The organism is Pseudarthrobacter sp. NPDC080039, assembly GCF_040702335.1.
In the GTDB taxonomy this organism is placed as follows: domain Bacteria; phylum Actinomycetota; class Actinomycetes; order Actinomycetales; family Micrococcaceae; genus Arthrobacter; species Arthrobacter enclensis_A.
The window spans coordinates 11,745-24,196 of the sequence record NZ_JBFBKY010000027.1; the positions used below are offsets into that span (position 1 = coordinate 11,745).

Consider the following 12,452-nt stretch of genomic DNA (forward strand, 5'->3'; position numbering starts at 1 on the left):
GGCCCGTGACCACCTCTGTGGTCGGGTACCCCAGGATGCCGCCCTCGAAGCCGAGCTGGGCCCATTCTGAACGGATGACCCCTACCGACTCGTGGGTGCCTGCTGCCGGGGAGGACACGATGGCCCCGCTCTGGTAGTTCTGATAAGAGCCGCCGTTCACCAGGCCCGTGACCACCTCTGTGGTCGGGTACCCCAGGATGCCGCCCTCGAAGCCGAGCTGGGCCCATTCTGAACGGATGACCCCTACCGACTCGTGGGCCCCCGTGGCGTAATTCCAAATGATGGCGCCGCCCTCGTAGTTCTGGTAGACGCCGCCGTTCACGAGGCCGCCGACCTCGTCAGTGGTGGGGTAACCCATCAGGCCGTTCTCGAAAGCCAGCGCGGCCCACTCATTGCGGATGGCGCCGTGGGAGACGAACAGGCTTTGCCAGGGCGTGGAGATGATGGCGCCGTACTGGTAATTGCGGTAGTACCCTCCGTTGCGGATGGCCGTAACGTTGCTGGTAGCAGCACCGAGGTTCCATTGTGCGGCTTTGGCGTCCATCGCCTGTGCGAGCGTCGAGGCGGTGATGGTCTCGTTGGCGGAGCTCGTGCCCCCGCCGCTGTAGGCGGTGGTCAGAGTGGCGGTATAAGTCCCTGCTGCGGAGTAAACGTGCGTCGGATTTTGCAGCGTGGAGGTGGCGCCGTCCCCGAAGTTCCAGGACCAGGAGCTTGGTGTTCCGGTAGAAGTGTCCTGGAATGCCACGGACAGAGGCAACGTACCCGACGTCGGCGTGGCGGTGAAGGAGGCCGCCGGTGCGTTGACCGTGATCGTTGTGCTGGTGGAGCTGGAACCGGTGCTGTTCGTTGCGGTGAGCGTAGCCGTGTAGGTCCCGGCGGTGGTGTAGCTGTGGGTTGGGCTCTGGATGGTGGATGTGGCGCCGTCGCCGAAGGTCCAGGCCCAGGAGGTGGGTGAGCCGGTGGAGGTGTCAGCGAAGGTCACGGGCAGGGGTGCTGTTCCGGTTTTTGGAGTTGCAGTAAAAGACGCCACAGGCGACGTTGTCGTTGGAACGATGCTCTCGTCAGCGAACCAGTAGTTTTTTGCGACGTCGTCGCTGGCCATGACCACAAGGCCCGTGGTGGTGTTCACACCTTGCTTTGTGGTCGTCACATTGTTCATGTTCGATGATGACGCGCTCTGGATTACCGGCGTGCCACGGCCGGAGGCGAAGACCGGGTTGTCCATGGACGCGGTCTTCTCATAAATACTGCCAGCCCCTCCGGAGTATGCGCAGCCAGTAACGGAGGTCGGTGGTGCCGTCTGGAAAGCGTGCACCAGGTTGTTCTGGGTGTCGAGCAGAATTTGCGGGCGGGTAACGCAGTCGCCAGTGGTGGAAATCGTCGACTGAGTAAAGGCCCCGGTTCCTGGCTTGAAGACGAGCAGCAGCAGCTGCGGCAGCGTCGGATCGGAAGAAATGGTGTCCAGGCTGGTCTTGACGGCGGCGAAGACCCGGCCGCTGGGATCCGATTGCAGGGATTTGAGGTTCAGGTGGTCATCTGCCTGGCCATTCCCTTGGATCGCTGGCTGTACATTCCAGGAGGACGTCGATGTCGGGGCCGTTCCGTCTGTACGCGTAGCCCACCAAACGGACCCGGTGAGCTGGTCGGTCCACATCACGCCGATCTTCTTGTTGCCATATGCCACGACCGAAGAAATATCATCCGGTTCAGGATGGGGATTGGAAACAGGAAGCACGAAGGCGCTCGCCCAACTGCTGCCCCCCGGTGCTGAATCATTAACGTAGACGGTGTTGGTGTATCCGCTGGTGCTGTCCCCTGCCACCTGCGTCCACGTCGCCCAGATGGCCCCGGTCGTGTCTTCATCGATGGTCATTGACTCACTGCTGTTGTTCGTAATAACAGAGGGAAACCCACTGTCCAGCGTGTATTTTCCGCTCGAATAGCTGTACCTGTAGAGGTAGGCGGGCTGACCAGAGATTGAGGGCTGCGATGTTGTGTCAGTGGACACCGTGACGACGTGGGAGGCGATATAGAGGTGGGTGCCATCCCACAGCGTATCCGCGAGGGTGTTGCCCCTGTTGTCATTCAGCACTCCACTGTCCACCCACGTGTGCGTGGCACGGTCCAGCCTGTAGATATGCCATCCGCTGCCGGTGGTCCACATATCAGCCCACCACGAGCCGTCATTCCACCACAGCTTGCTCTGGGGCTTGTCGGACGTCGGTGGATTCGCTACACCTGAATAGGAAATGCTCTGCGTGCCATAGACCGGGTCGGCCGAAGCGGCCGGCGACCAGGTCAGAAGTGACCCCGCAACCATAAGGGCCACGGCCGTGGCTACGCCCACCAATCCGATAGAACGCTTCATCTTCAACACTCTCCAGAAACCAGCAGACTATTCTAAAGAACCCGCGCTGACCTCAGGAAATCCGGCCTGCAGCGCGCGATACCCCTATCCCCCAGCGGACCCGTTGAGCATACTGACGGCAATTTAGAACCGTCACGAGTAGCGGGTACTCGAAGCCGACCAACCGAAACTCGTGCCTGGCCGCTGGGGTACTCCCGCCTGACTGAGGATGGACTTTAGCCGCCTGGGAGTTTCCGCGCCTGGACAGCATCACTGGCATGGTCATCAGGTGGCGCAAACCCGGCAGCCCACCACATGCGGTGCAGCTCGCAACCGACAAGCCAAGCTGTTCGAGTACGCAGAGGCCGACGACAGCGCCGTCGTATGGCCGGATCAACCGGCGCGGCCGCTCCCTCTCCCTGATCGAAGTCCTGCACACCGTCAACCTGCTGCGTGAAGGCGGCGTGCACCTCCGATCCATCTCGGACGAAATCGACCCCGCAACCCTGACCGGGCGGACGATGCTGAACATGCTCGCCGCCTTGGCCAATACGAGCGGGAACTGAGGTCGGAGACGAACCATCTGGCACGTCATCCTGTCCATGGCTCCGCCGAGCTGAAGGGTGGCCAGGGAGACGAACTTGACGAACTTCCCGATGATCCCGGTACACGTGCCGGTGCATTTGATTGTTCCGGTGCTGTTCCAGGACTGGGATGGGAAGCTGTCCCCGAGGATCTGGAACGCCGCGAAGCCTTTGATGTGGAAATCTCCGGCAGCAGTGACGGTGTCGAACACGGGCAGAAAGACCGTCTGCCCCTGGAGGCTGGTGAACGCCCGCTTGCACACAGTCCCATTGGGCATGCTGTCACCGTTCTTGGAGGACACCGCGGGGCTGGCGATCGTGACCGTCGATCCACAGACGCTGCTGTTGTCCGGGGTAAGCCATCCGAAACCGCCGGGAATGACTGCCCGGACGGGCTGCCGCTCACGCAGGTGGTGCTTCCGTGCAGAATCAGCAACTGGGTGGTTCCGCTGAGGTCGAACTGGCATTCAGAGAACGCCACGGGCAGTGCTGTGGTCAGTCCCGAGGGGCCGCCCCACACGGCTTTGGAGGTTGCACCGACGTCAGCACGGGAGATTCCGAAAATGTTCGCCAGCCACAGCGTCACACCAGGGCCGTTGGCGTCCCTCGCCGAAGCGGTCACCACGACGGTGCCCGCGGCTGGGAAGCTCGGGGCGGCAGCATCGGCCAGATTGCTGTTTACTGTTCAGCTCCGCGTACTGCACTGCCGTGGCGGCGGCGGACTTGCACAGTGTAGTCCCGCGCTTGCGCAGTCCTGGGCGATGGCCAAGGCAGCCGCGTCCGCACGCTCTCCAGCTGGGCCTTCTGGGCGTACAGCATTCCGACGTCCACGGCCAGGGCCCCAAAGCCAATCAGGACGACCATCATCAGCCCCACGATGACAGCGACGGCACCGCGTTCGGATTCTTTCTCCACCACTCCCCCAATACGTGCCCCGTCGGAAAACAATGGAGCCGGAGCTCATTCTTCACCAGCGGCACCACCTCGAAAGGTGTTTTCGTACGTTGATGGGGGAATTCTTGGCAATTCCAGCGGAACCGTCCGAGCAGGGAGAGATCCTGGAGCGACCGCATACATAGCCGGGCTCGGGGCCCTGCCCGTCGGGGGTAATTACGGACCAGGACATCCACGGCGGCTAAGGAGGCGTCTGCAAGATCGCGCTCGTCAGCATTCTCGTAACCCCAACACCAGCAGCACGAGGGTGACATTGGCCCAAATGGGTGCTTGCCACCAACGCATTCGTGGAACAGCACAGGACTTCCAAGGCGGCCGCGTAAAACAACCTCCTCGGAACTACGACCATCGCGTATTCGACGGGATCAAGCACCCCTACCAGCCTGATAAGGCACTACTCCCCTACGTCCTGGCGCAACCCCTGGGCAGCTCCCGTCGGACCGGAAATGCAGGTACCCAATACTCGTGCTCCGCGGGAGCCGCTGGACCTAGCATGTCGGGAAGCGTGCCGAGGATTCTCTTTCTGATGGTGTCAGGGGGCAATTTGTGGGTATCGAACGAGGCGGACGCAACCGGGCTTCGGCTCGTGACCCGGACATCGGCGGTGAGGTCCGGTTGCACATCCCGCCTCCGGCCCGGGCTGTAAGGCAGGCTTCCAGCACGCCCGCGGCTACCGGTGCATATAAGGGGCAGACGCATGCGGAAGTCCTGCTGAGTCTTCGGACAGGGAACAGGAAAGGATCCCTTGACATGCTCCTGCCAGCCACGGTCCTGCCGGACCGGGTCGGTTGCGTTCTGGTGTGCGTCGCTTGCCTCCCCAGCGAGGGACTGGCGCCGCTGCCGGTGGGAATGAGCAGCAGCGCTACGGCGCTGGTGCGGGCAGATCAGAACGGCGACGACGGCCCTGTATCCCAAGCCCTGACTGGACACCCCGCACTGACCGCCGACCACTACACCTCCGGGTCGCCCTGGCGCACCCATTGGCGCTCCTTCGGGGAAGCCGGTTGCCGTTCCCTCCCGTCCGTTCCGGTTACGCTGGAGCCTGCACGCTTCGCCGCGCTGACCTTCCTCGCAGGCAAAGACAACGTCAACGTCTTTACCCGTCAGCACAGGAGCATCAACAAGCCGGTCCTGCCGGAAGCATCCTCTGGAACGCGCAGGGCGGGTCCGCGATGACGACCCCTGCTCGGTCCGGCACCGGGGAAGAGAACAAAGATCACAATCTTCCCCTGCTTGACCCTTCGGTGCTGGAGAGACTCCGAGACGAGCTGGATGGTGATGAAGGCATCTGGATGATCTTCATCCGGAACTTCATAGCCCAGTTGCCAGGCAGGACCGAAAGATTGCGCCACACCTTGACGACCGGTGACGCTAAAGGTGCGATGGATGCAGTGCTAAGCCTTCGCACTTCCAGCCAGATGGTCGGTGCTGAACGGCTGGCAAACCTTGCCCTCCAGGTCGAACAGGCCCTGCGCAGCCGTCCCCCCGATGCAGCCCCGGCAACAGTCCTCCCCGGAATCGCCGTGGTCTACCACGCAGATATCAGGCGATCCGCGGAACGGACCATTGACATTCTGGAAGCACAGCTGGATTGATGGTCCGGACAACTGGTTCGACGCGGGATGTCATGACGTGCAGTCCGCAACAGAGACCGATTTGGATGGGCAGCACCAGCTGGACCGGCTGGGTGGCCACAGGTTCGCAGGTTCGTTGAGCAGTTCGTTGATCGACGTCTGCCCTCCAGCTGCTCCCTGCTTTCCACGGCACCAAACCTGGACGGGATCCTCCCGTCGGGGACGGTGACACGCAGGAGCCCGCACCGGTGAATGGCAGAGGTAGGTCAGCGTGCGTCTCCGGGCAGGACGTCATGTCGGCCACTAGAAGTCGATGGTTCCGATTAGGCCCCCCGGAATCCGGGCTTCCATCCACTGGTTACCGGGGCTGCCGGCGTCGCGGCTAGTGGATAAGGCCAGATACAAGGTTGATGGTGGTGGCCAGCACGATGGCGCCCAGGAGGTATGAGAGGAGGGCGTGGCGCAGCACGGTGCCGCGGATCGCGTCGGTCTTCAGGTCGGTGTCGGAGACCTGGAAGGTCATCCCGACGGTGATGGACAGGTATGCGAAGTCCAGGTACCGCGGAGGCGTGGATTCGTTGAAGTCCACGCCGGCTTTGTCCCTGTAGTAGATGGAGGCGTAGCGGAGCGTGAAGAGGGTGTGCACCAGGAACCAGGACAGGGCTACGCTTCCCAGTGCCATCGCCACGATGGCTGCCTTTGTCGCTCCCTGTGCGTTGGAGGCGTCGAGCAGGATCAAGCCCACGCCGGCGAAGCTTGCGATTGTTGCCGCCAGCACCAGCGTGTCAGAGGTTCCTCGGCCGGGGTCCTCCCTGCGGGCATGCGCGGCGGTCGCCGCGGCGTTCAGCCGCCCGATGATGGCCCATACCCAGATCAGATATGTAGCTGACGCGGCGGCCCACCCGATCGCGGGTGCGTACGCCCAGTTTTTCAGCGTACCGACCAGCACCGCGGTGAGCAGCCCGACGCCGAGCATTACGGCCAGCCTCAGGCGGGAATGATGCGACGTTGAGTCGAAGTCGTGGCTGTTGTCCCGGGAAGTGGCAACTGCTTTCATAGCAGCCATCATGACAGGGCGCCAGCATGGCCGCGTAGATCGACGCCGGGAAACTGCAGCGGGGTGCGGGGCATTCTTGGTTGCCGTGGGACGACCTCAGGCCGGGACCCCGGGGTTCTTAGGTCGCTTCAGAATCAAAAGGAGGTTCCTGGCCAGCGGCCAGTCGTTCCGGCCCGGCATGTGAAACGACAGCGGGAACGGGCTTTTCCGCAGCGACGCCCGGTTCGGGAACGTCAGGGGAGTCTGTGAGTGCGTCACGGATGATCCGGCGCGGGTCGTACTGGCGCGGGTCAAACTTTTTCCAGTCCACGTCCTCGAATTCCGGGCCCAGTTCATCGCGCAACTGCTCCTGGGCCCCGGCGGCCATCCGACGCACTTCCCGGATCAGATTTGCGAGCTTGCGGGCGTACTCCGGCAGTTTATCGGGGCCTATCACCAGGACCCCGATAATGAGGAGGACAAACAGCTTCTCCGCGTCGATACCGAACACCACATCATCGTACGGCCGCGGGGCCTTTCGATGTTCCCGGGTGGCCGAACGCTCAGTAGACGCCACGGCGACAGATGGTGATTGGCGCGGTCTCGAGGACTTGTTGTCACCCCGCGGGCAGTACAGTGTGGGTCGTGGAAGAATCGAAAACGCCCATGAGCGAGGAGCAGGTCCCGGACGAAGCCAGCGACCGGTCCCATGAATTTGCCGGGGCCGTCGTGCAGCGGGTTTTCTATGTCATCAACTCCGGACCGTACGGGTCTTCGCCGGAGTTCAGCACACGTGACCAGGTCGTCGCTTATGCCAGGGAACGCAGTGCCGCCGGTGATTTCGGGTCCATAGTCCCGGAGGATGTCAGAGTTGAGGTCCGTGCTGAATACAGGCTCAAATCAGGTCGGACCACTGAGCAGACAATTGAATCTTTCACGGTTACCGGCTAACCCCCTTGAGGCGCCCAGGACCGTGAAATATGCGACCATCACGGCGCGCAAGCGACGCTGGAGCGCCAGCCCGGAGCAGGAAGAGTGAGACTTTTGAGGCTTGACGAGCTGTCTCCAAAGGGTAGAGCTTTATTCTGACGACATGGATGGTATTCGCGTTGGACCATTGTCTGGTGTGATTCGGCTCGACAGGAGAATGGTCGTGGCTATGAATCGTCGTTCCGGCAGCGGCGCCGGTGCCGCTGTGCATGACCTTTGTGTTGCCGCCAACGAGGGACTTGCCGAAAGGATTCCCTGTGCCAGTTTCCCCACCCCTTGAACGAGTCAGACGGCCCCGTCTACGGGGACCGGTTGGTTGGTTCTTTAGGGTACTGCAGGAAGCTCCGGCAACAGTTGGCTTTATCGTCATTTTCTGGCTTTTGGGCGCCCTGTCGTCTGGTATTTTCCACGGGCTGGGAACTGAGTGGAGGGACGGCGTCGCCGCGACGGCGCACTCCTTCCCGGATCACTGGTGGGCGGTGCTGTCCTGCGGACTTTGGGCCAATGATCTGCCAGGCTACGTCCTGGGAACGGTCTTTGTTCTTTTGGCTGGAATACCATTGGAACGGCAGCTAGGAAGCCTGAAATTCTCCTTCGCGGCCATGTCGGCACAGATCGCCGGCGTTGTGGCGGCCACCGCGGTTTGGGTGGCAACCAACGCCCGGATGGGGTCCTGGGCAGCCGGAATGAACCGGGGCGACTTTCTCGGTCCGAGTGCCTTAATCTGCGGGGCGGCGCTGGCTGGCACCGCTTCCATGGGCGCTTTGTGGAGACGCCGGATCCGTGTTGGCCTTTTCGGGCTGTTGATATTGTTGGCGCTCTATAGTGGCGGCTTCCCGGACCTTGTCCGGCTTGGAGCCGGGGGTGCCGGTGCGCTGTTGGGCCCAGCGCTCCTGCGACGCCGGCCCCTGCTGGTTCGGCCGGTGAGCAGTCGGCACGAAGGGCGCGTCCTGATAGCGCTGTTGGTGGCCATTTCGGCGGTGGGGCCTGTGGTTTCCGGTCTGGTCCCGCACGCTGCCGGGCCGCTTTCCGTGCTGCGCTTCCTGTTCACTGACATCCAGCCGGTGGATCCCCAGTCACTGCGTGATATTTGCGCCGTCGCGTCCCAGCACAGGGAGTGCGAGGCCGCGCATCTTCAGCTGCGGGCCGGCGCTGGCGGGATATTCATGGCGATCGTGCCGTCGTTTTTGCTGCTGCTGTTCGCTGAGGGCCTTCGCCGTGGGCGGCGCTTCGCATTGGCCGGGGTCCTGCTGGTCCAGGCTGGATTATCGTTGCTGGCGCTCACCACCTTGGCCGGGGTACTGCAGAGCGCTGGTCCGGACACTGTTGCAGGCGAGCTGGTGGACGCGAGCCAAACGCGGCCCGGCACTCATCCGCCGACGCTGGTGGTACCGCTGCTCCTGCCGGTGCTGCTGTTGGGCGTGCTGCTGGCCTTCCGAGCCCTATTTCCGGTTACGGCGCCCAGGGGGACGTACTCCCGGCTCGGGATGCAGGTCCTGGGGCTGGCATGCGTCCTCAGTGTGGTCTACGTGGTGGGCGGGCTCGCCCTCGCTACGGGTTTTGCACCGGTGCCCGGCCCTGCTGCTCTGGTAGCAGATCTTCCGGACCGGTTTCTGCCCCTGGGGTTCACCGTCGACGTACCGCCCGCTTTTTTCCCGCAGAGCGCCCCGGCTGTCCTGCTCTACGAAGGAGTCGGCACCGTGTTTTGGGCGGTGGTGGGCGTGCTGGTCCTTCGAACCTTCCTCCGGCCCGCCCCCGCCCGCCGCGGCGATGACAAAGACCGGGCCGTGACGATCCTCAAAACACATGAAGGCAGCTCCATCTCCTGGATGACGACCTGGTCCGGCAACTCCTACTGGTTCTCCGGCTCAGGGGAGAGTTTCATCGCCTACCGTGTCATCGCGGGAGTTGCCCTTACCTTGGGAGGCCCTGTCGGTCCGGCAGCGCAGACGGAGGCCGTTGTGGAGGAGTTTGCCCTCCACTGCCGGGCCAACGGCTGGACGCCCTGCCTCTACTCCGTCCCTGTGTCGGTACGGGACGCCGCCACCGCCCTGGGCTGGGAATCGGCGCAGGTCGCCCAGGAAACGGTCCTGCCACTTGATTCGCTGTCCTTCAAGGGAAAGAAGTTCCAGGACATCCGCACGGCAATGAACAACGCAGCCAAGACCGGAATCCATGCAGAATGGGTGCGCTACCCCACCGCGCACCGCAACATCCGGGCCCAGATCCTGGCTATTTCTGAAGAATGGGTCGCGGACCGCAAAGTCCCTGAAATGGGCTTCACGCTCGGCGGACTGGATGAACTCAACGACCCCGAAGTGCGCTGCCTCCTTGCGATCGACGGCGGCCGTCAGGTGCACGCGGTCACCTCATGGCTGCCGGTGTACCGCCATGGAAAGATCATCGGCTGGACGCTGGATGTCATGAGGCGCCGTAGCACCGGATTTCGACCCGCCATCGAGTTCCTCATCGCTTCCGCCGCTGTAAGCCTCAAAGCGGAGGGATGCGACTTCATCAGCCTCTCCGGGGCCCCCCTCGCTCGCGTCACACCCGAGGACGATCCCGGCATGACCCGGGCCGCTGCGCCGGCGACACCCGGTCTTGACCGGCTCCTGGACGGCCTCGGATCCGCCCTGGAACCTGTCTACGGGTTCCGGTCCCTGCTGGCCTTCAAAGGCAAGTTCAACCCGAGCTATATCCCGTTTTTTATGGTGTACCCGGACTCGGCGGCACTGCCCGGCGTCGCGAATGCCTTGACCCGGGCCTACCTGCCCGGCATCTCGCTCGGGGATGGCCTCCAGCTGCTGCGCCGACTTCTCAACCGGCGCGTCCGTGCCCCTGGGGGATGACGCTCATCGGAGGCAATAAGCAATTCTGCCTGACACGTGAGCCTGGCCAACGCCGCTCTAAGACCGCCCTCCAGGTACGAGGCTCTCTTCGACCGTCAGATAGGTGATGAGTACCGCCATTAGATGCCCGAGGAAACGGGCAAAGCCGCCACCCGGGCACCCGGGCCACTCCCGGATCGCCGTTTCGTCAATCGTTCCGCGGTCCAGTCGCGAGTGACTGTTTCCGGGACTGGACACACAGTGCCAGCCGACTCAGTTTCGACCATGGCTGACGCCTGGCCGCCCCTTCCGGCTATCAACTGGCCCACCCGGACGGGGCAAATGTCCGGGCGCAACGTTCCAAATCCTTCGATGAAGTTCCAGCTGGGCGGTCACCTCGGGTTGACCTGAAGTGAAACGGTGGTCTTTCAGGTCGACGGGGTTTGCAAGGTGGGGTGGGAGCCCGGAAGCGACGGCATCTTGGTGCGGCCCTTCACCTCCGTCAGCAGGCCTTTTATTTTCTGTTCCAGGAATTCCTGTCCCTGACTGCTCGGGTGTTCACCGTCAGGTCCCAACAGCGGAGAATCCGGCTGAGGTATCCATTGCTCCGCCACAGGATCAACAAAATCTGCGCCTGCCTCGAGGGCAGCTGCCCGCTCCTGATCACGGATCACCTCAATATCCGGTTCAACGGGATCGAAAGCAGTGAGCGGGCCGATCACGATGCGGGACGCATGAGGGGCCAAGGCCTTGCTTGCCTCAAGTGCGTCCGTGACCGCCGCTTTCAGCTCCCCAGGGTCCTGGCCCTCGTCATTGTCCGAGCCAAAGAACACGACGACGTCAGTCGAGGCGTCAACCGCGGCACTAATCTGCGCACCAAAGGTCGCTCCCCCGTCACCGACCGCAATGTAGCCCGCCCCGTTCTGTGCGGCATTACTAACCTCCACGGGCTGCTGATCCGAACGCAGATCCTGCTCCAACAACTGGGGCCACGCTTCCTCCGGTGCCGTCCCGTACCCCGTGCTGAGAGAATCACCGATGATCACAATGCGTTCGGGCACCAGCTGACCGGGAACCTGCGACACCGCCGGGAACGGCGTGTTCTGCTGCTGACTCGCAGGGGCCACGGCGTGCCCGCCGCCATCGGCACAGCCAGTGAGGGCTACAGCGGCGGCCGATGCGCCGAGGGCAGCCGCCGAAATGAAGCGGCGGCCGAACCGGGAAGTCATCGATGTTCCCGAGCTGGGCCGTGACCGCATCGCTGTCCCATGCCGTCCAGAATAGACGGAATCCATTCGAAGCAGCGACCCTCGGACTGCTTGAACCCGGAAGAATGTGAACCGCGACCGCGGCCGCGTCAGGGATTTCCCGTGTCGAAGTGGTATGACTGCCGGTGGGGTTCAGCGGAAAACGGCAGGAAAGAGGATTGGTATGTTTCGGAGCTGGCTGATCGTGGCCGTGCTGCTCGTGTTTTTTGGAGGTGTGGCCGTGCTCGCGTTCGGTTCCGGCTTCCGGGCCAGGGCGTCTACGCGCGGATGGATTCAGTTGCGGCGGTTGCCTCGGCCTTGGTGATGGCCGCGGTAGGCCTGGGCTGGGCTCCGATAGCGGCGGGACAGCTTGAAATGGTGCTCGCACTTGTACTGGTCTGGTTCGTGGCAAGCATAGGCTTCCGCGCCCGCGCCCAGACGGGCAACGGTCGGCTGCCGGCCCTTTACGGCGCCGTGGTGACGGTGTTGGCTGTCTGTGTGCTGTTTTCCGCCGCCCGTGGCGGTGGATCGGCAACGGATCATCCCGTGCACCAGCTGGCCGCGGTTGTGGGTTACGCGATGGGTGGCGTGGTTATGGTCTTCGCCGCGGCCGGTTGGCTGCTGGCCACGTTCGCCCACCCGCCACGCAACAGCACAAGCGTGCTGCCCCGACTGACAGGTATCCGCGAAGCACTGATGGCGGCAGGTCTAGCTGTCGCGTTGTACGCCATTTCCTAAGCCCGAGGCCCACTCACACTCTCCGGTCCCAGGGCAGAAGCCGTCCATTTCATGTTCCCGTTCGTATGGAGGCAGAGTCCGGCGGACGGTGTGCCCGGACTGCGCCGCGGTCCAGCCAACATCTGCCCGGCGGTGGGGGGCAACGGGAGGTCCT

General features: G+C 63.2%; 11 protein-coding genes and 1 pseudogene. 7 read left to right on the forward strand and 5 right to left on the reverse strand.

Annotation, left to right across the window (positions count from 1 at the left end):
- Positions 1-2,368: PKD domain-containing protein (locus tag AB0313_RS19190; RefSeq protein ID WP_366307620.1), on the reverse strand; the 2,368-nt coding region annotated here is incomplete at its 3' end.
- A 268-nt stretch (positions 2,369-2,636) separates the two neighbouring features.
- On the opposite strand from AB0313_RS19190, the pseudogene AB0313_RS19195 reads away from it, so the two are divergent.
- Together AB0313_RS19195 and AB0313_RS19200 are read left to right on the forward strand one after the other, a co-directional pair.
- A pseudogene (locus tag AB0313_RS19195) lies at positions 2,637-2,895 on the forward strand (recombinase family protein); the annotation flags it as partial.
- 93 nt (positions 2,896-2,988) lie between these two features.
- Entirely contained in the window at positions 2,989-3,384 is a 396-nt protein-coding gene (locus AB0313_RS19200) for a hypothetical protein (protein ID WP_366307622.1), read from the forward strand.
- Positions 3,385-3,609: 225 nt separating this feature from the next.
- On the opposite strand, the gene AB0313_RS19205 is transcribed toward AB0313_RS19200, so the two are convergent.
- Positions 3,610-3,846: a pilus assembly protein TadG-related protein gene (locus AB0313_RS19205; protein ID WP_366307624.1), complete on the reverse strand. Its 237-nt coding sequence runs from the start codon at positions 3,844-3,846 to the stop codon at positions 3,610-3,612.
- A gap of 789 nt (positions 3,847-4,635) precedes the next feature.
- On the opposite strand from AB0313_RS19205, the gene AB0313_RS19210 reads away from it, so the two are divergent.
- Positions 4,636-5,061, forward strand: coding sequence for a hypothetical protein (locus tag AB0313_RS19210; protein ID WP_366307626.1), 426 nt, complete (start codon positions 4,636-4,638; stop codon positions 5,059-5,061).
- Entirely contained in the window at positions 5,058-5,480 is a 423-nt protein-coding gene (locus AB0313_RS19215; RefSeq protein ID WP_366307628.1) for an Hpt domain-containing protein, read from the forward strand. Before AB0313_RS19210 ends, AB0313_RS19215 begins: the two co-directional genes overlap by 4 nt.
- 361 nt (positions 5,481-5,841) lie before the next feature.
- On the opposite strand, the gene AB0313_RS19220 is transcribed toward AB0313_RS19215, so the two are convergent.
- Both AB0313_RS19220 and AB0313_RS19225 read right to left on the reverse strand, forming a co-directional pair.
- Positions 5,842-6,516, reverse strand: coding sequence for a DUF1345 domain-containing protein (locus AB0313_RS19220; protein ID WP_366307630.1), 675 nt, complete (start codon positions 6,514-6,516; stop codon positions 5,842-5,844).
- A 118-nt stretch (positions 6,517-6,634) separates the two neighbouring features.
- On the reverse strand, positions 6,635-7,006 hold the full coding sequence (locus AB0313_RS19225; protein WP_366307632.1) for a sec-independent translocase: 372 nt from the start codon (positions 7,004-7,006) through the stop codon (positions 6,635-6,637).
- Positions 7,007-7,161: 155 nt separating this feature from the next.
- Between AB0313_RS19225 and AB0313_RS19230 the strand changes: the two genes are divergently transcribed.
- Both AB0313_RS19230 and AB0313_RS19235 read left to right on the forward strand, forming a co-directional pair.
- Entirely contained in the window at positions 7,162-7,446 is a 285-nt protein-coding gene (locus AB0313_RS19230; protein WP_366307634.1) for a hypothetical protein, read from the forward strand.
- Between the two features lie 962 nt (positions 7,447-8,408).
- Complete coding sequence (locus tag AB0313_RS19235) at positions 8,409-10,334, forward strand: DUF2156 domain-containing protein (RefSeq protein ID WP_366307636.1); 1,926 nt, start codon at positions 8,409-8,411, stop codon at positions 10,332-10,334.
- 407 nt (positions 10,335-10,741) lie between these two features.
- On the opposite strand, the gene AB0313_RS19240 is transcribed toward AB0313_RS19235, so the two are convergent.
- A complete protein-coding gene (locus AB0313_RS19240) occupies positions 10,742-11,542 on the reverse strand; it encodes an SGNH/GDSL hydrolase family protein (RefSeq protein WP_366307638.1) in 801 nt (266 codons plus the stop codon).
- Between the two features lie 306 nt (positions 11,543-11,848).
- Between AB0313_RS19240 and AB0313_RS19245 the strand changes: the two genes are divergently transcribed.
- Entirely contained in the window at positions 11,849-12,298 is a 450-nt protein-coding gene (locus AB0313_RS19245; RefSeq protein WP_366307640.1) for a hypothetical protein, read from the forward strand.
- Positions 12,299-12,452 lie beyond the last annotated feature (154 nt).